General features: G+C 69.6%; 13 protein-coding genes. 4 read left to right on the forward strand and 9 right to left on the reverse strand.

Annotated features, from left to right (window positions below; genetic code table 11):
* Positions 1-43: 43 nt before the first annotated feature.
* The 4 genes from ACIRHA_RS22330 to metH all read right to left on the reverse strand — a co-directional run bounded on the left by ACIRHA_RS22330 (position 44) and on the right by metH (position 8,031).
* The gene (locus tag ACIRHA_RS22330) at positions 44-1,621 is read right to left on the reverse strand and encodes an ABC transporter substrate-binding protein (RefSeq protein WP_403848369.1); all 1,578 of its coding nucleotides are present in this window, start codon (positions 1,619-1,621) and stop codon (positions 44-46) included.
* Positions 1,622-1,690: 69 nt separating this feature from the next.
* Positions 1,691-3,298, reverse strand: a complete 1,608-nt coding sequence (locus ACIRHA_RS22335) for an ABC transporter substrate-binding protein (protein ID WP_403848372.1) — start codon at positions 3,296-3,298, stop codon at positions 1,691-1,693.
* A gap of 368 nt (positions 3,299-3,666) precedes the next feature.
* Positions 3,667-4,362, reverse strand: a complete 696-nt coding sequence (locus ACIRHA_RS22340; protein WP_403848375.1) for an HAD family hydrolase — start codon at positions 4,360-4,362, stop codon at positions 3,667-3,669.
* Positions 4,363-4,521: 159 nt separating this feature from the next.
* Positions 4,522-8,031 (reverse strand): methionine synthase, encoded by a 3,510-nt coding sequence (gene metH / locus ACIRHA_RS22345; RefSeq protein WP_403848377.1) that lies wholly within the window; start codon positions 8,029-8,031, stop codon positions 4,522-4,524.
* A gap of 279 nt (positions 8,032-8,310) precedes the next feature.
* On the opposite strand from metH, the gene ACIRHA_RS22350 reads away from it, so the two are divergent.
* The 4 genes from ACIRHA_RS22350 (at position 8,311) to ACIRHA_RS22365 (ending at position 13,465) form a co-directional block, all read left to right on the forward strand.
* Entirely contained in the window at positions 8,311-9,084 is a 774-nt protein-coding gene (locus ACIRHA_RS22350; RefSeq protein ID WP_403848380.1) for an IclR family transcriptional regulator, read from the forward strand.
* A 366-nt stretch (positions 9,085-9,450) separates the two neighbouring features.
* The gene (locus ACIRHA_RS22355) at positions 9,451-10,245 is read left to right on the forward strand and encodes an MIP/aquaporin family protein (RefSeq protein WP_403848383.1); all 795 of its coding nucleotides are present in this window, start codon (positions 9,451-9,453) and stop codon (positions 10,243-10,245) included.
* A gap of 46 nt (positions 10,246-10,291) precedes the next feature.
* Positions 10,292-11,839, forward strand: a complete 1,548-nt coding sequence (gene glpK, locus ACIRHA_RS22360) for a glycerol kinase GlpK (protein ID WP_403848386.1) — start codon at positions 10,292-10,294, stop codon at positions 11,837-11,839.
* Between the two features lie 9 nt (positions 11,840-11,848).
* On the forward strand, positions 11,849-13,465 hold the full coding sequence (locus tag ACIRHA_RS22365) for an FAD-dependent oxidoreductase (RefSeq protein WP_403848389.1): 1,617 nt from the start codon (positions 11,849-11,851) through the stop codon (positions 13,463-13,465).
* A gap of 205 nt (positions 13,466-13,670) precedes the next feature.
* Here the strand turns inward: ACIRHA_RS22365 and ACIRHA_RS22370 are convergent, their stop codons facing one another.
* The 5 genes from ACIRHA_RS22370 to ACIRHA_RS22390 are packed head-to-tail and all read right to left on the reverse strand — an operon-like array spanning position 13,671 to position 18,660.
* Positions 13,671-14,204 (reverse strand): MarR family winged helix-turn-helix transcriptional regulator, encoded by a 534-nt coding sequence (locus ACIRHA_RS22370; RefSeq protein ID WP_403848392.1) that lies wholly within the window; start codon positions 14,202-14,204, stop codon positions 13,671-13,673.
* Between the two features lie 58 nt (positions 14,205-14,262).
* The gene (locus ACIRHA_RS22375) at positions 14,263-14,877 is read right to left on the reverse strand and encodes an SRPBCC family protein (protein ID WP_403848395.1); all 615 of its coding nucleotides are present in this window, start codon (positions 14,875-14,877) and stop codon (positions 14,263-14,265) included.
* Between the two features lie 23 nt (positions 14,878-14,900).
* Positions 14,901-17,246: a xanthine dehydrogenase family protein molybdopterin-binding subunit gene (locus ACIRHA_RS22380; RefSeq protein ID WP_403848398.1), complete on the reverse strand. Its 2,346-nt coding sequence runs from the start codon at positions 17,244-17,246 to the stop codon at positions 14,901-14,903.
* A 5-nt stretch (positions 17,247-17,251) separates the two neighbouring features.
* Complete coding sequence (locus ACIRHA_RS22385) at positions 17,252-17,803, reverse strand: (2Fe-2S)-binding protein (protein WP_403848401.1); 552 nt, start codon at positions 17,801-17,803, stop codon at positions 17,252-17,254.
* A complete protein-coding gene (locus ACIRHA_RS22390) occupies positions 17,800-18,660 on the reverse strand; it encodes an FAD binding domain-containing protein (protein WP_403848403.1) in 861 nt (286 codons plus the stop codon). The genes ACIRHA_RS22385 and ACIRHA_RS22390 overlap by 4 nt, the downstream gene beginning before the upstream one ends.
* Positions 18,661-18,733 lie beyond the last annotated feature (73 nt).

Below are 18,733 nucleotides of genomic sequence, written 5' to 3' on the forward strand. Positions count from 1 at the left end.
CGCCCGCCCCGGCGCGCGGAGGCGGGCCGGGGCGGTCCCGCGGTCAGCCCTTGCTGATCTCCCAGAACCGGAAGACGGTCGACGCGTCGAGGCAGTTCTCCAGGCCGTACACGTCGGACTTGGCGACGGCGTACTGCTTGGCCTGCCAGACCGGCAGGATCGGCAGCTCGTCGGCGACGATGTTCTGCAGCTGCTCGTAGCGCGGGGCCGTTCCGGCCCGGTCGCTCTGGGCGCCCGTCTCGGGGATGATCCGGTCGGTGATGGCGTTGTTCTCGTAGCGGTTGTCGAGGACGTTGCCCTTGCCGAAGAACGGCTGGGTGAAGTTGTCCGGGTCCGGGTAGTCGGGCACCCAGCCCTTGACGTAGACGCCGTACTTGCCGGACTTGATGTCCCGCTCGTACTGGGCGAATTCGACGGACTTCACGTCGGCGTCGAACAGGCCGCTCGCGTTGAGCTGCTTGGCGATGGTCTTCAACTCGGCGTCGGTGGCCGGTCCGTAGCGCGCGGGCGTCGACCAGAGCGTGAGCTTGACCGGCGTGTCGATGCCGTCGGCGCGCAGTGCGGCCGCCGCCCTGCTCTTCGAGGGGTGGGCCCCGTACTTGTCGAAGAAGGCGGTGTTGTGGCCGGTGATGCCCGCCGGGATGATCGAGTACAGCGAGGTCGCCGTCTGGTCGTACACGTCGCTGATGAGGGCGTCGCGGTCGATGAGGTAGGCCATCGCCTTGCGGACGCCGATCTTGCCGGCGACCGGGTCGTCCATGTTGAAGACGAGGTGCTGGACCTCGGCGCTCGTGCCCTCGATGACGTCCAGGTCCTTGGTGCCGGACTTCTGGATGTCGGCGACATCCTTGGCGGCGAGGCCGCGGTAGGCGAGGTCGAGGTGCCCGGCGAGCAGCGACTTCTTCAGGCCCGCCTGGTCACCGTGGAAGAACTTCATGGTGACGCCCTGGTTCTTGACCTTGGCGGTGCCCTCGTACTTGGAGTTGACCGAGAAGTCGGCCTGCTTCTTGCCGAAGGAGTCGAGCTTGTAGGGGCCCGAGCCGGTGGCCTTGCCGTCCGTGCGCAGCTTGTCCGCGGGGTACGCGGTGTGGTCGACGATCGATCCGGCGCCCGAGGCGATCTTGCTGGGGAAGGTCGCGTCGGCCGACTTGAGCTTGAAGGTGACGGTTTTGGCGTCCGGGGTCTCGACCCTGTCCAGCATCGGGAACATGATCGCCGGGCCGGCCTCGTCGTTGATCTTCATCATGCGGTCGAAGGAGAACTTGACGTCCTTCGACGTGAGCGCGTGCCCGTTGCTGAACTTCAGGCCGGAGCGGAGCGTGCACGTGTAGACCTTGGTGGCGCTGTCGCTGAAGTGGCACTCCTTGGCGGCTTCCGGCTGCGGCTCGGTGCCGCCGTTGGGGAAGCTGAGGAGCGACTGGAAGACGTTGTTGAACAGCAGCCACGAGCCGGGGTCGTAGCCGGAGGCGGGGTCGGTGGCCTGGATGTCGTCGGACATTCCCATGACCACGGCGTCGCCGTTGTCGGCGGAGTCGCTCTCGTCAGAGCCACAGCCGGTCAGGAGTGCCGCGGCGAGTCCCGCGCCGAGGGGCATGACCAGCCACTGGTTGCGCATTCTCACGTACGTGCCTTGTCGTCGGTCGAGCGGACGGGCTGGGCCGGCCACGAGTGGACCGGCCCCGGGGTGGGCTCAGCCGCTGACGCCGCGGCCGAGCTCCCACAGCTGAAGGACCGAGGAGGCGGACAGCGCCCATTCCACCCCGGTGATGTCGTCGCGCGCGGCGACGTACTGCTTGCCCTGCCACAGCGGGAGAACCGGCACGTCGTCGGCGACGAGGTTCTGGATCTGCTGGATGGGCTTGGACGCGGTGAGCCGGTCGGCCTCGCGGCGCTCGGCCGGGATCAGGTCTCCGCGGATCTGGCTGTTGGCGTACGGGGACGCCAGGAAGTTGTCCTTGTCGAGGAACGGCGCGAGGAAGTTGTCGGCGTCAGGGAAGTCGGGGAACCAGCCGAGGCCGTAGACGTCGTACTTCCCCTTGAGCTGGGCGTCGCGGTAGGTGTCCCAGACATCGCCCTTGATGTCGACGTCGAAGAGGCCGCTGGTGTTCAGCTGCTTCTGGAGGAGCTCGAACTCCTTCTTGGTGCCCGATCCGTAGTGGTCGCTCGTGTAGTGCAGCGTGAGCTTGATCGGCGTGCTGATGCCCGCCTGCTGCAGAATCGATGCGGCCTTGGACCTGCTGGGGTTCTGGTACTTGTTGAAGAACGAGTTCTGGTGGCCCGTGATGCCGCTGGGCACGAGCGAGTACAGCGGCTCCGCGCCGGTGCCGTACACCTCGGACGCAAGCTCGCCGCGGTCGACGAGCTGCGCCATGGCCTGGCGGACGGCCTTGTCCCTGACGGTGCTCGCCTTGGTGTCGAAGCCGAGGTAGCGGATCTCCATGCCGGGCATCTCGACCAGGTTGACGTTCTTGGGCGCGCTGGTCGAGTACTTCTTGATCTGCTCCGGCGACATGGTGCGCGTCATCATGTCGATGTCGCCCTTCTCCAGCGCCTTGCCCATGGCGTCGGCGCCGGTGAAGGAGTCCAGCTCGACCTTGTCGTTCTTCGGCTTCAACTGACCCTTGTAGTTGGGGTTCTTGGTGAAGACGGTCTTGACGACGGCGTCGTTCTTGACGGTGGCCTTCAGGGTGTACGGGCCGGAGCCGTTGACCTTGAAGCCGGTGCGCAGCTTGTTCTTGGGGTACTCGTCGGGGTCGACGATGCCGGCGGAGGGCGTGGCCAGCTTGTACGGGAACGTGGCGTCAGGGGACTTGAGGTGGAAGATGACCTCGCGGTCGCCCTGGGTCTCGATGGTGTCGATCGAGGAGAGCAGACCGTAGGAGCCGCTGTCGCTCTTGATGTTCCTGACGCGGTCGATGGAGTACTTCACGTCGGCCGCGGTGATCGGCTTGCCGTCGGCGAACTTGAGGTCCTTGCGCAGCTTGCAGGCGTAGCGCTCGCTGCCGCTGTCGGAGAATATGCAGCTCTGGGCGGCCTCGGGCACGGGCTCGCCGCTGCCGCTGCGCGGCATCGCCATGAGCGTCTGCACGGTCTGGCGCAGCACGTTCCAGGATCCGGTGTCGTAGGCGTACGCCGGGTCGAACGGTGCGGGCACCTTCCCGGAGGCGATGAACCGGTCCGTGGTGCCCACCTTGATCGCATCGCCGCCCGCGTCTCCGCTGTCCGACCCGCCGCAAGCGGCGAGCACGGGGGCCAGCAGGCCGATGATGGCCGGCAGCACCAAAGTCTTGCGGTTCATGCTCGAAGTTCTCCAGAGCTGTTGAACCCGCCGGCCCGGCGAAAGGGGTGGGACGCGTGGGCGACGGGAGGGTACGGCGATGTTCTCGCGACGACATTAATGGCCGTACCGCCGCCGCGCCGCCGTGGTTCGCGGGCGCGGGATCGGGGCTTTCATCACGCTGTGGAATCAGGCGTGGACGCACCGAAAACACCTCAGGAGGAAGGTTCGTCGCATGGGGTGGCCAATCGGGACACAAGGGCACCCCTCGCCGCGCGGGACGCGGTCGCGCAGCATGCCACCGACAAGCTGTCGACCCTCGGAGAAGTGGGAAAGGTCACACCCTCAACAAGCTTGTCGTACACACCGATTCGGCCACCCCGCGGACTTCAGGACGTCATCAGTCCCTGCAGGAAAGGCACGTTGACGTGTTCCAGGGAACGGACGACGGTGCGCCGGGGCGCGGGCTCGATCGGTGACACGGAGGGCACGGCGACGACCTGGCAGCCCGCGGCCTCGGCCGATGTGACGCCGGTTGCGGTGTCCTCGATGACGGCGCAGCGGGCGGGCTCCGCGCCGAGCCCCGCGGCGGCGAGGAGGTACGGGTCGGGGTGCGGCTTGGTCCGTGAGACTTCGTCACCGGCGACGGTGAGGCGGAAGTTGGCCGGTCCGAGCGAGTGCAGGACGCGGTCGATGATGCGCCGGTGGGAGGCGGAGACGAGCGCCGCGGGCACGTCGTGCGCGGCGAGTTCGGCGAGGAGTCTCGCGGCCCCCGGCATCAGCGGCAGGGAGCTGCTGATGCGCTTCTCGAAGCCGTCGTTGAGCAGCACGGTCAGCTCGGGCAGGGTGATGTCGGCGCCGGTGGCCTCGATGAGGAAGCCGGCACTGCGGGTCATGGGCCCGCCGACGACGACGTGGCGCCAGGCCTCGTCGAGGGTGTGGCCGAGTTCGGCGAAGACGGCCTTCTCGGCGTCCCACCAGAAGCCTTCGGTGTCGACGAGTGTTCCGTCCATGTCCAGGAGCACGGCCTGGAGCGTGGATCCTTCGGCCGTTCGGGTACCGAGTGCGGGGACCGTACTGGTCATCCGTACACCTCCATGAGGGACGAAGAGGCCGGTTGCCCCTTTTCGAACACAAGGGCAACCGGCCTGCGCTGGACCGACCAGTGTACGACTGGTCTCGATTACCGCGCGTTGCTGTATCTCCCGGGGGATAACCCCCGGACCCCCAGCCGCTTCACCGCGCTACCGCGCGTTGAAGTACTTCGCCTCGGGGTGATGGATGACGATCGCGTCGGTGGACTGCTCGGGGTGGAGCTGGAACTCCTCGCTGAGCTGGACGCCGATCCGCTCCGGCTCCAGGAGGTCGGCGATCTTCGCGCGGTCCTCCAGGTTCGGGCAGGCGCCGTAGCCGAGGGAGAAGCGGGCGCCCCGGTACTTCAGGTCGAACATGTCGGCCATGGCGTCCGGGTCCTCGCCCGCGAAGCCCAGCTCGGAGCGCACGCGCGCGTGCCAGTACTCGGCCAGGGCCTCCGCCAACTGCACGGACAGGCCGTGCAGTTCGAGGTAGTCGCGGTAGGAGTCGGAGGCGAACAGCTTCGCCGTCTCCTCGCCGATCCTCGAGCCGACGGTGACGACCTGGAGGCCGACGACGTCGATCTCGCCGGACTCCTCCGGGCGGAAGTAGTCCGCGAGGCAAAGGCGGCGGCCGCGGCGCTGGCGCGGGAACGTGAAGCGGGTCCGCTCGTTGCCCGCGTCGTCCAGGATGATCAGATCCTCACCCTTGGACACGCACGGGAAGTAGCCGTGCACGACGGCCGCTTCGAGCATGTTGTCCGTGTGCAGCTTGTCGAGCCAGCCGCGAAGCCGCGGACGGCCCTCGGACTCCACCAGCTCCTCGTACGAGGGTCCGTCGCCGGTGCGGGCCTGGCGCAAGCCCCACTGGCCCTTGAAGAGCGCGCCCTCGTCGAGCCAGGAGGCGTACTCCTTGAGCTGGATGCCCTTGATGACGCGGGTGCCCCAGAACGGCGGCTCGGGGACCGGGTTGTCGACGGCGACATCGGAGCGCACGGGGCCCTCGTCGACCTGCTCCTCGACCACCACGTCCCGCTTCGGGACCCGGCGCTGCTTGAGCTCCGGCAGGGTCGCGCCGGGGACGCCGCGCTTGACCGCGATGAGCGCGTCCATCAGGCGCAGGCCCTCGAACGCGTCGCGGGCGTAGCGGACTTCGCCCTCGTAGATCTCGTGCAGGTCCTGCTCGACGTACGCGCGGGTCAGCGCGGCACCGCCGAGGATCACCGGGAAGTCGGCTGCCAGCTTGCGCTGGTTGAGCTCCTCCAGGTTCTCCTTCATGATCACGGTCGACTTGACCAGGAGACCCGACATGCCGATGACGTCGGCCCGGTGCTCGGCGGCCGCGTCGAGGATCGCGGAGACGGGCTGCTTGATGCCCAGGTTGACCACGTTGTAGCCGTTGTTGGACAGGATGATGTCGACGAGGTTCTTGCCGATGTCGTGGACGTCGCCGCGCACGGTGGCCAGGACGATCGTGCCCTTGCCCTCCGAGTCGGACTTCTCCATGTGCGGCTCCAGGTGGGCCACCGCGATCTTCATGACCTCGGCGGACTGCAGCACGAACGGCAGCTGCATCTGTCCGGAACCGAACAGTTCGCCGACGACCTTCATGCCCGCCAGGAGTGTGTCGTTGACGATGTCCAGGGCGGGGCGGGTCTCCAGCGCCTCGTCGAGGTCGGCCTCCAGGCCGTTCTTCTCGCCGTCGATGATGCGTGCCTGGAGGCGCTCGTCCAGCGGGAGGGCGAGGAGCTCCTCGGCCTTGCCGGCCTTCATCGACTTGGTGGAGACCCCCTCGAAGAGCTCCATGAGCTTCTGCAGCGGGTCGTAGCCCTCGGCGCGGCGGTCGTAGATGAGGTCGAGGGCGGTCTTGACCTGCTCGTCGTCGAAGCGTGCGATCGGAAGGATCTTGGAGGCGTGCACGATCGCCGAGTCCAGGCCCGCCTTGACGCACTCGTCGAGGAAGACCGAGTTGAGCAGCACGCGGGCGGCCGGGTTGAGGCCGAAGGAGATGTTGGAGAGGCCGAGCGTGGTCTGTACGTCCGGGTGGCGGCGCTTGAGCTCGCGGATCGCCTCGATGGTGGCTACGCCGTCGCCCCGGGATTCTTCCTGACCGGTGCAGATGGTGAAGGTCAGGGTGTCGATGAGGATGTCCGACTCGTGGATGCCCCAGTTCCCGGTGAGGTCGTCGATCAGCCGCTCGGCGATCTGGACCTTGTGCTCGGGGGTGCGGGCCTGGCCCTCCTCGTCGATGGTCAGCGCGATCAGCGCGGCGCCGTGCTCCTGCGCCAGCTTGGTGACCTTCGCGAAGCGGGACTCGGGGCCGTCCCCGTCCTCGTAGTTCACGGAGTTGATGACCGCGCGACCGCCGAGCTTCTCCAGGCCGGCCTGGATGACGTCGACCTCGGTCGAGTCCAGGACGATGGGCAGCGTGGAGGCGGTGGCGAAGCGTCCTGCGAGCTCCTTCATGTCGGCGACACCGTCGCGGCCCACGTAGTCGACGCACAGGTCGAGCATGTGCGCGCCCTCGCGGATCTGGTCGCGGGCCATCACCACGCAGTCGTCCCAGCGGGCCTCCAGCATGGCCTCGCGGAACTTCTTCGAGCCGTTGGCGTTGGTGCGCTCGCCGATCGCCATGTACGCGGTGTCCTGGCGGAACGGGACCGTCTGGTAGAGCGAGGCGGCGCCCGGCTCGGGCCGCGGGGCGCGGGTCGTGGGCTCCATGCCGCGCACCCGCTCGACGACCTGGCGCAGGTGCTCGGGGGTCGTACCGCAGCAGCCGCCGACCAGGGAGAGACCGTATTCGCGTACGAAGGTCTCCTGGGCCTCGGCCAGTTCGGGGGCCGTGAGCGGGTAGTGGGCGCCGTCCTTGCCGAGGACCGGCAGGCCCGCGTTGGGCATGCAGGAGATCGGGATGCGCGAGTGGCGCGCGAGATAGCGCAGGTGCTCGCTCATCTCGGCGGGGCCTGTGGCGCAGTTCAGGCCGATCATGTCGATGCCCAGCGGCTCCAGGGCCGTGAGGGCGGCGCCGATCTCGGAGCCGAGCAGCATCGTGCCGGTGGTCTCGACGGTGACCGAGCAGATCAGCGGGAGGTTCACGCCGGTGGCGTCCAGTGCGCGGCGGGCGCCGAGGATCGCGGACTTGGTCTGCAGGAGGTCCTGGGTGGTCTCCACCAGAAGGGCGTCGGCGCCGCCCGCGATCATGCCTTCGGCGTTGGTCTGGTAGGCATCGCGCAGCACCGTGTACGGAGCGTGGCCGAGGGTGGGCAGCTTGGTGCCGGGGCCCATCGAGCCGAAGACCCAGCGCTGCTGCCCGGTCTTCTCGGTGAACTCGTCGGCGACCTCGCGGGCGATGCGGACACCGGCCTCGGAGAGCTCGAAGTTCCGCTCGGGGATCTCGTACTCGTTCAGGGCGGCGAAGTTCGCGCCGAACGTGTTCGTCTCGACGCAGTCGACGCCGACGGCGAAGTACTCCTCGTGGACCGAGCGGACGATGTCCGGCCGTGTCACGTTCAGGATCTCGTTGCAGCCTTCGAGCTGCTGGAAGTCGTCGAGCGTCGGGTCCTGCGCCTGCAGCATGGTGCCCATCGCTCCGTCGGCCACCACGACGCGGGTGGCGAGGGCTTCTCGGAGGGCGTCCACACGGGCGCGGGGATCGGATGCGGGCGTTGGCAACGAGGCCATGAAAGTTCTCCCAGAGGTGCGACGGCTGTCGGCTTTGCGGCTCCACTCCCGGAGGCGCACCCGGTCAGGGTAACGGGGACGATGGTCCCGTCGTGGTGACGTCCACAAGCCGGAACGTCGTGCGCGTGTCGTGGCCGGAAGCATCCGATGGAAATATTGGCGCACGCCGCGCTCGCCGGAGGTCGGCAACGACCGATACTGTTCAGCATTGCCGAACGTCGCATGGCAATCACCCCTGCCAGCTGTCAGCGAGAAGAACCGAGGGAGGAAGGGACTGCGATGGCACGCAACATCCAGTCGCTCGAACGGGCCGCGGCCATGCTCCGGTTGCTCGCGGGCGGCGAGCGGCGGCTCGGCCTCTCGGACATCGCCGCCGCACTCGGCCTCGCCAAGGGCACGGCCCACGGCATCCTGCGCACCCTGCAGGCCGAGGGCTTCGTGGAGCAGGACTCCGCCTCGGGGCGCTACCAGTTGGGCGCCGAGCTGCTGCGCCTGGGCAACAGCTACCTGGACGTGCACGAGCTGCGGGCGCGCGCCCTGGTGTGGACGGACGACCTGGCCCGCTCCAGCGGTGAGGCGGTGTACCTCGGCGTGCTGCACCAGCAGGGCGTGCTGATCGTGCATCACGTGTTCCGGCCCGACGACAGCCGGCAGGTCCTGGAGGTCGGGGCGATGCACCCGCTGCACTCCACGGCTCTCGGCAAGGTGCTCTCCGCGTACGACCCGGTGGCGCACAGCGAGGCCCTGGAGGCCGAGCGCAAGGACTTCACGGCGCGCACGGTGTGCGACTCCGGCGAGCTGGAGGCGGTGTTCGACCGCACCCGTGCGCGCGGGTACTCCGCCGACGTCGAGGAGACCTGGGAGGGCGTGGCCTCGGTCGCCGCCCCGATCCACGACCGGCACCGGATGCCGGTGGGCGCGGTGGGCATCACCGGCGCCGTGGAGCGGGTGTGCAGGCAGGACGACCCCGCGGCGCTGCGCCCCGAGCTGATCGCGGCCGTCCGTGACTGCGCCCGTGCCGTCTCCCGCGATCTGGGCGCCAGCCGCTTCTGAGCCGCTCCCCCACGCTTCGCGAGCCGCGACGAGCGCGGTGGACGTGGCTCAAGGTGCAGACCACACCAATCCGAGTGACCATCGTTGAACGCCCACCGGCCTGCCGCCCCACAACGGCGGGCCGATAACCGCAAGCGATCAATAACGATCACGCATTCGATAAGAGATCCCTTGACGAGCCGGGAACCTCAGAGCGAGACTCGCGTCCATCGGTCGGCATTGTCGAACACCTACCGGCAATACGCGTTAGAGTGTGAACAGGCCAGACCGGACCCGACCCTCGCCTGAGGGCTCGGACCACCGGAAAGGGACCCGGGAGGTTCGTTACTCGGGTTTTCCCCTGGACGAAGGACAAAGGAGTCGCGGGTGTCCAGCCACGACATCTTCCTCGGCGAGACCATCGGTACCGCCATTTTGGTTCTGCTCGGCGGTGGCGTGTGCGCCGCCGTCACTTTCAAGCGCTCGAAGGCCTACGAGGCCGGCTGGGTCGCCATCGCGTTCGGCTGGGGCTTCGCGGTTCTCACCGGTGCCTACCTGGCGAGCGGCGTCTCCGGCGCCCACCTCAACCCCGCGGTCACCATCGGCCTCGCCATCGAGGGCGGCACCAAGTGGAGCGACGTACCGCTCTACCTGGTCTCGCAGCTCTTCGGCGCCATGATCGGCGCCGCCCTGGTCTGGCTCGCGTACTACGGGCAGTTCCACGCCCACCTCACCGACCGCGAGGTGCTCGCCGCGCACAACGGCACGGACGGCGACGAGGGCCTCGTCGACCCGAAGGCCGCGCCCGAGGCCGGCCCCGTGCTCGGCGTCTTCTCCACCGGTCCGGAGATCCGGAACCTGGCCCAGAACCTCATGACCGAGATCATCGCCACGGTCGTGCTCGTCCTGGCGATCCTCACGCAGGGCCTGAACGACAACGGCAACGGCCTGGGCACCCTCGGCGCCCTCATCACCGCGCTCGTCGTGGTCAGCATCGGTCTCTCCCTCGGTGGTCCGACCGGCTACGCCATCAACCCGGTCCGTGACCTCGGTCCGCGCATCGTGCACGCGCTGCTCCCACTGCCCAACAAGGGCGGTTCGGACTGGTCGTACGCCTGGGTCCCGGTCGTCGGCCCGCTCATCGGCGGAGCCCTCGCGGGCTTCATCTACAAGCTGTTCTGAGCGACGCCGCCGAGACCACCGACTTACGTACGACGAGGAGCACACCGTGACCGACGCACACACCACCGGCCCCTTCATCGCGGCGATCGACCAGGGCACCACGTCCAGCCGCTGCATCGTGTTCGACAAGGACGGCCGGATCGTCTCCGTCGACCAGAAGGAGCACGAGCAGATCTTCCCGAAGCCGGGCTGGGTCGAGCACGACGCGAACGAGATCTGGACCAACGTCGAGGAGGTCGTCGCCGGGGCCATCACCAAGGCCGGCATCACCCGCGACGACATCAAGGCCATCGGCATCACCAACCAGCGCGAGACGACGCTGCTCTGGGACAAGAACACCGGTGAGCCCGTCCACAACGCCATCGTCTGGCAGGACACCCGCACCGACGCGCTCTGCAAGGAGCTCGGGCGCAATGTGGGGCAGGACCGCTTCCGCCGCGAGACCGGCCTCCCGCTGGCGAGCTACTTCGCGGGCCCCAAGGCCCGCTGGCTGCTCGACAACGTCGAGGGGCTGCGCGAGCGCGCGGAGCGCGGCGACATCCTCTTCGGCACGATGGACACCTGGGTCATCTGGAACCTGACGGGTGGTGTCAACGGCGGCAAGCACTACACCGACGTCACCAACGCCTCCCGCACGATGCTGATGAACCTGCACGAGATGGAGTGGGACGACCGCATCTGCGCCTCCATCGGCGTCCCGATGACGATGCTGCCGGAGATCCACTCCTCCGCCGAGGTCTACGGCGAGGTCACCGGAGGCAAGCTGGGCGACCTGCTCGGCGGCATCCCGGTCGCCTCGGCGCTCGGCGACCAGCAGGCGGCCCTGTTCGGCCAGACCTGTTTCGCCGAGGGCGAGGCCAAGTCCACGTACGGCACCGGCACCTTCATGCTGATGAACACCGCGGACAAGGCCATCAACTCGTACTCGGGCCTGCTGACCACGGTCGGCTACCAGATCGGCGACCAGAAGCCGGTCTACGCGCTCGAGGGCTCGATCGCCGTCACGGGCTCCCTGGTGCAGTGGATGCGCGACCAGATGGGCCTGATCAAGTCGGCCGCCGAGATCGAGACGCTGGCCTCCAGCGTCGAGGACAACGGTGGCGCGTACTTCGTCCCGGCCTTCTCCGGCCTGTTCGCCCCGTACTGGCGCTCCGACGCGCGTGGTGTCATCGCGGGTCTGACCCGCTATGTCACCAAGGCGCACCTCGCGCGCGCCGTCCTCGAGGCCACCGCCTGGCAGACCCGCGAGATCACCGACGCCATGACGAAGGACTCCGGCGTCGAACTGACCGCGCTCAAGGTCGACGGCGGCATGACCTCCAACAACCTGCTGATGCAGACCCTCTCGGACTTCCTGGACGCGCCGGTGGTGCGCCCGATGGTCGCCGAGACGACCTGCCTCGGCGCCGCTTACGCCGCCGGTCTCGCCGTCGGCTTCTGGTCCAACACCGACGAGCTCCGTGCCAACTGGCGCCGGGCCGCCGAGTGGACCCCCCGCATGGACGCGGACACCCGCGACCGTGAGTACAAGAGCTGGCTCAAGGCCGTGGAGCGGTCCATGGGCTGGCTCGAAGACAGCTCTGTCGAGGAGTAACACCCCACCATGAGTACCCAGTCCACCCTGCAGACCGTGCCTGCCCTCGGAACGCACCCGGTCGCCGGTTCCAACCCGAGCCGCGCCGAGACCCGCGAGCAGCTTTCCAAGGCGACGTACGACCTCCTGGTCATCGGCGGCGGCATCCTGGGCATCTCCACTGCCTGGCATGCGGCGCAGTCCGGCCTGCGGGTGGCCCTGGTCGACGCCGGCGACTTCGCCGGCGCCACGTCCTCCGCGTCCTCCAAGCTGCTCCACGGCGGTCTGCGCTACCTGCAGACCGGCGCGGTGAAGCTGGTCGCGGAGAACCACTTCGAGCGGCGTGCGGTGTCCCGCAACGTGGCCCCGCACCTCGCCAACCCGCTCACCTTCTACCTGCCCGTCTACAAGGGCGGCCCGCACGGCGCGGCCAAGCTGGGCGCGGGTGTCTTCGCGTACTCGGCGCTGTCCGCGTTCGGTGACGGTGTGGGGCACCTGTTGTCGCCGGACAAGGCGCAGCGCGATGTGCCCGAGCTTCGTACCGACAACCTGAAGGCCGTCGCCGTGTACGGCGACGACCAGATGAACGACGCGCGGATGGCGCTGATGACCGTGCGTGCGGCTGTGGACGCGGGCGCCGTCGTTCTCAACCACTCCGAGGTCACGGGCCTTCGGTTCACCAACGGCCGGGTCACCGGCGCCGAGCTCAAGGACCGCACGAGCGGTGACGAGTTCGGGGTCAACGCCCGCCTGGTGCTGAACGCGACGGGGCCGTGGGTCGACCACCTGCGCAAGATGGAGGACCCGAACGCGGCGCCGTCCATCCGCCTCTCCAAGGGCGCGCACCTGGTGATGAAGCGGACCTCGCCGTGGAAGGCCGCGCTCGCGACCCCGATCGACAAGTACCGCATCACCTTCGCCCTCCCCTGGGAGGACATGCTGCTGCTCGGCACGACCGACGAGGAGTACGAGGGTGACCCCGCGGACGTCTCGGTCACCGAGAAGGACGTCGACCAGATCCTGGACGAGGCCGCCTTCTCGGTACGTGACCAGCAGCTCAAGCGGGAGCTGATGACGTACTCCTTCGCCGGTCTGCGCGTGCTGCCGGGTGGGCCCGGCGACACGTCGAAGGCCAAGCGCGAGACGGTCGTCAACGAGGGCAAGGGCGGCATGCTGTCCGTCGCGGGCGGCAAGTGGACGACGTTCCGGCACATCGGCCGCACGGTCATGCAGAAGCTGGAGGCGCTGCCGGGGCACCCGCTCGGCGACGACTTCGAGCAGATCAAGAACCTGCCGAAGAAGCTTCCGCTGCCGGGTGTCGCCAATCCGCGTGCCGTGGCGCACCGGCTTCTCGTCGACAGTCCGGCGCCCGGTCCGCGGATGGGTGCCGACACGGCCAAGCACCTGGCGACGCATTACGGGTCGCTGTCCTTCGACATCGCGCGGCTCGCCAATGAGGATCCGGCGCTTGCCGAGCGGGTGCATCCGGATGCGCCGGAGATCTGGGCGCAGGTCGTGTATGCGCGGGATCACGAGTGGGCGGAGACGCAGGACGACGTGCTGCGGCGCCGTACGACCCTGACGATCCGGGGGCTGGACACGGACGACGTTCGCACCAAGGTGCAGGATCTGCTCGACAAGAAGTAGGCCTGTGCGCAGGCGGATGGGGCGGCACCCACGGGGGTGCCGCCCCATTCGCCTGTCGCCGCGGCGGGGTTGCGGTCGCGGGGCTCTGCCCCGGACCCCGCTGCTCAATCGCCGCAGGGGCTTAATGTGCCGAACCGGAGTTGCGGACGCGGGGCTCCGCCCCGGACCCCGCTGGCTCTCGTCCAAAGTGCGGGGCTTGAATTGGTCACCCGTCGCTTGATGGGTCGTCCGACTCGAGGATCGAGTGTTCCAGTTTGCCGAGGAGGCGGGCGAGTTGGCGGCGTTCCGCCGGGGAGATGTCGGCGAGCATCCGCTCCTCGTTGGCCAGGTGGTCGGCGAACACCTCGTCCACCTTGGCGAGCCCCTCGTCGGTGAGGCGGGAGTAGACGACGCGGCGGTCCTCGGCGTCCCGCTCGCGCACGATGAGGCCGTCCTTCTCCAGGCGGTCCATGCGCAGGGTGACCCCGGCGGACGAGACGAGCCCCGAGTCGGCGAGCTGTCCGGCGGTGAGCCGGAAGGGTTTGCCCGCGCGGCGCAGCGCCGTCAGTACATCGAACCCGGCGACGGACAGTCCGTGCCGCTCGATCGACGCGTTGAGCTTGGTGTTGTAGCGCAGGAACGAGCGGTGCAGCCGGGCCAGCACCTCCAGCGGTCCTGTGTCGAGCTCGGGCCGCTCGCGCGCCCAGTCCGCCACGATCTGTGTCACGGCGTCGTGCCGCTTCGCCTTCCGCTCGGCCATCCCCGTCCCCTCGTGCGCTTCCCACGGGCGGACGCAAAATCGTACGCCCCTGAAAATTCTACCCCTGAAGCGATGTGCGGCGGCGCTTGCCGATCACTCGTACCAGTATCACCGCTGCGAGCGCGGCGGCGGCCGGAACGGCGGCCTTCTTGAGGAGGACGGGAAGGGCGGCGGCTCCGAGGTCGACGGCCTCGGGTTCGGCGGGCGCCGCCGGAGCGCCGGGCTCCGGTTGCGGGCCGGACATCAACTCCGCGAGCCGTTCGGCGAATTGGCCGACGATGCGGTCGCCGACCTCGGTCATGATGCCGCGCCCGAACTGGGCGGGCCGGCCCGTGATGTCGAGGTCGGTGCGGACGCGGACGCGGGTGCCCGCGGGGTCGGCGACGAGCTCGGCGGTGACGGTCGCGGAGGCCGTGCCCGCGCCGCGGGTCTCGCTGCCGCTGAGGTCGATCCGCAGGCCGCGGCCCGTCTCGTCGCGGGTGACGGTGCCCTCACCCCGGTAACTCATCTGCACCGCGCCGACCTTGACCTTCACGCGGCCGGTGAAGGTGTCGCCTTCGAGGGTGTCGAGGACGGCGCCTGGCATGCAGGGGGCCACGCGGCCGAGGTCGTGGAAGAGCTTCCAGGCCTCGTCGGGTGCGGCCGGGACGGTGAAGGTGTGGTCGAGCTGCATGATCCGGTTCTTTCGCTCGGGGGTCAGTGGGTGGCGGCGGGGGCGTCGCGCAGCAGGTCGCGGATGCGGCTGGGCGAGAGCGGGCCGCGGCGGACGACGACACCGAAGGGGCGCAGGGCGTCCTCGACGGCGTTCGCGAGGACGGCCTGCGGGGCGATGGCACCGCCTTCGCCGAGGCCCTTCACCCCCAGGTCGTTCATGGGACTCGGTGAGTGGATCTCGTCCATGTCGAGGTCGGGGATCTCGGAGGAGGTGGGGACGAGGTAGTCCATGTACGTGCCGGTGCGGGGCTGGCCGTCGGGGCCGTAGATCATCTCCTCGTAGAAGGCGCCGCCGATGCCCTGGGCGATGCCGCCGGTGACCTGGCCCTCGGCGATCAGCGGGTTGACGATGACACCGGCGTCGTGGACGACGGCGTACTGGAGTATCTCCAACTCGCCTGTGTGCTCGTCGACTTCGACGACCGCGGCGTGCGCTCCGCTGGCGACGGCGAAGCCGGGCGGGCGGAAGTGGACGGTCTCGCTGAGTTCCGTGCCGTACCGGCCGTCGGTGGGTTCGGGGGTGCCGGGGAGCGGGGCGCGGCCCGCGAGTTCGGCGAGGGTGAGGGTGGGCCCGTCGGGCTCCTTGGTGGTGAACACGCCCTCGTCGAGGGTGAGTTCGGCGACGGGTATGTCGAACCGACGGGCCGCCGCGTCGAGGGCCTTCTCGCGGACGAGCCTGCCGGCCCGGTGGGTGGCGTTGCCCGCGTTGACGAGGGCGCGGCTGGCGATGGTGCCGACGCCGAACGGGGTCTTGTCGGTGTCGCCGCCCACCACGTCGATGACGTCGAGCGGGACACCGAGTGCGTCGGCGGCGATCTGCGCCATGGAGGTGCGGTGGCCCTGGCCCTGCGAGGGCGCGCCGATGGCGAGCTTGACGCGGCCACTGGGGGCGATGTCGATGCGCGCGGTCTCGAAGGGGCCGAGACCGGTGGCCTCGATGTACATGGCGTAGCCGACGCCGATGTGCTTGCCTTCACGCGGTTCGTGACGGGTGGTGTCCACCTTGGCGCGGGCCCGGCGCAGGAGTTCGGGGAAGTCGCCGGAGTCGTACGACTGGGGGTTGCCTGAGCGGTCGACGAGGCCGGTCGTGTACGGCATGTCGTCGGGTCCGATGAGGTTGCGGGCCCTCAACTCGGCGGGTTCGAGACCGAGTTGTGCGGCGAGCCGGTCCATGGCCCGCTCCATCGCGAACACCGTCTCGGGTCGCCCCGCTCCTCGGTAGGGCGTGGCGAAGGCCGTGTTGGTGAGGACGCCGACGACGTCGATGTCGACGTTCGGGATCCGGTAGGGGCCGAGGAGGTGGCACAGCGAGTTGTAGGGCACGACCAGGCCGGTCATGTTGTACGCGCCGAAGTTGACGGTGATGCGGTCGCGCACGGCGAGGAGTCTGCCGTCGGCGTCGGCGGCGAGTTCGATGCGGTGGATCTGCTCGCGGGCGTGCGAGGCGGCGGTGAGGTTCTCGTTGCGGTCCTCGCGCCAGACCACCGGGCGGCCCAGCTTGGCCGCCGCGTACGGGATCAGCATTTCCTCTACGTACAGGATGCCCTTCTGGCCGAAGCCGCCGCCGACGTCGGTGGCGATGACGCGCACGGACTCGGCGTCGAGGCCGAGGGTGTGGGCGATGGACTCGCGGACACGGTGCGGGGTCTGGGTGTTGGACCAGACGGTGAGGTCGCCGCTGTAGGGGTCGACGCGGGCGGCGACGGCGCGGGTCTCGATGGGCGAGGCGACATAGCGGTGCGCCTGGAACTCCTCGCCGATGACGGTGTGCGCGGCGGCGAACGCGGCGTCCGGGTCGCCCACTTGGGCGGCGACGGCGACCGCCGTGTTGTCCGGCAGGTCGTCGTGGAGCAGCGGGGCGTCGTCCGCGAGGGCGCGGTCGGGGTCGACGAGGACGGGCAGCGGCGCGTAGCGGACGTCGACGAGTTCGATGGCGTCCTCGGCGAGGTAGCGGCTGTCGGCGAAGACGATGGCGACGGGCTGGCCGACGTAGAGCACCTTGTCGGTGGCGAGCAGCGGCATCGGGGTCGTGGCGACGCGCGGGTCGAGGAGTTCGGCGAGGCGGGGCGGGGTGCGCAGCTCCTCCTTGTTCAGGAGCGGCGCGAGGTGGGCGACGTCGGCGCCGGTCCAGACGGCGAGGACGCCCGGGGCTTCGAGCGCGGCGCTCACGTCGACGGATTCGACGCGGGCGTGGGCGTGCGGGCTGCGCAGGACGGCGGCCTCGGCGGCGCCGGGCAGCTCGATGTCGTCGACGTAGCGGCCGTTGCCGCGCAGCAGGCGGTCGTCCTCGACGCGGGGGACGGGGCGGCCGATCCAGGGGGCGGACATGTGGATCACTTCCCTCGCTGTGCGTCGGTGGCGTCGTACGTCTCGTCGAGAACCCGGCCGAGCGCGCGGCGGATGTTGCGGTAGCCGGTGCAGCGGCAGAGGTGGCCGCTGAGCGCGTCGGCGACCTCGGTGTCGTCGGGCCGCTCGGCCTGTTCGGTCAGGGCCGTCGCCGTCATCAGGAAGCCGGGGGTGCAGAACCCGCACTGCATGCCGTGGCAGGCGTGGAAGGCCTCCTGCACTGGGGTGAGCGGCGCGTCCGGCCTGGCCAGGCCCTCGACGGTGCGCAGTTCGGCGCCCTCGCACTGGACGGCGAGCGTGAGGCAGGAGCGGACGGGGGTGCCGTCGACGAGGACGGTGCATGCGCCGCACACGCCGTGCTCGCAGCCGACGTGGGTGCCGGTGAGCCGGAGCCGGTCGCGCAGGAAGTCGCTGAGCAGCAGCCGGGATTCGACCTGGGCGGTGACGGGTTCGCCGTTCACGGTGAGGCGGACCTCGTGCCAGCCGGAAGGTTCCGCGAGCGGGGGCGTACGGACGGTGGCGGGGCTCGGCGTGGTCATCGGGTGCGCTCCCATGCGGTGGTGCAGGCGCGGGCCAGGAGGTGGGCGGCGGTTTCGCGGCGGTACGCGGCCGTGGCGTGGACGTCGTCGGACGGGGCGAGGTGCGCGAGGGCGGCTTCGCGCGCGGCGTCGAGGGCGGCGGGCCCCGCGTCGGTGCCGGTCAGTGCCGCTTCGGCGGCGGGCAGCCGGACCGGGGTGGGGCCGACGCCGCAGAAGACGACGCGGGCGGCGCCCACGGTGTCAGCCGAGCGTTCGAGGAGGACGGCGACGCCGACCGTGGCGAAGTCGCCGTGCCGGCGGGTGAGTTCCTCGAAGGCCCAGCCGCCACGGTGGGCCGGGAACACGACCTCGGTGAGCAGTTCGTCCGGTTCCACGGCGGTCTGGAAGGTGGCGACGAAGAACTCCTCGGCGCCGACGGTGCGCTCCCCCGCCGGCCCCGCGATGACGAACCGGGCGTCCAACGCCACGGCAGCGGTGGGGAGTTCGGCGGCCGGGTCGTGGTGGACGAGGCTGCCGCAGACGGTTCCGCGGGCACGGATCTGCGGGTGTCCGATGTGGCCGATCGCGGCGGCGAGCAGCGGCCAGCCGGTCCGGAGCCGGGGGTCGGCGGCCGCGTCGGACTGGCGGACGGCGGCGCCGATGCGCAGCGCGCCCGACGCGTCGACGGAGAGTTCGCCGAGGCCGGGGATGCGTGTGATGTCGACGAGAAGGCCGGGGCGGGCGAGCCGCATGCTCAGCATCGGGATCAGCGACTGGCCGCCGGCCACGACCTTGGGCTCACGGCCCTCGTCGGCGAGCAGGGCGAGCGCCTCCGGGACGGAGCGCGGGGCGCTGTAGTCGAAGGGTGTGGGTTTCAAGCCGTCTGCCACCAGCCTCTCGGATCGAGCGAGCGAACGGTACGGGTCACCTAAGACAAGTTGCCTAAGACCT

This window comes from Streptomyces sp. NPDC102360, from assembly GCF_044766085.1.
GTDB lineage: Bacteria > Actinomycetota > Actinomycetes > Streptomycetales > Streptomycetaceae > Streptomyces.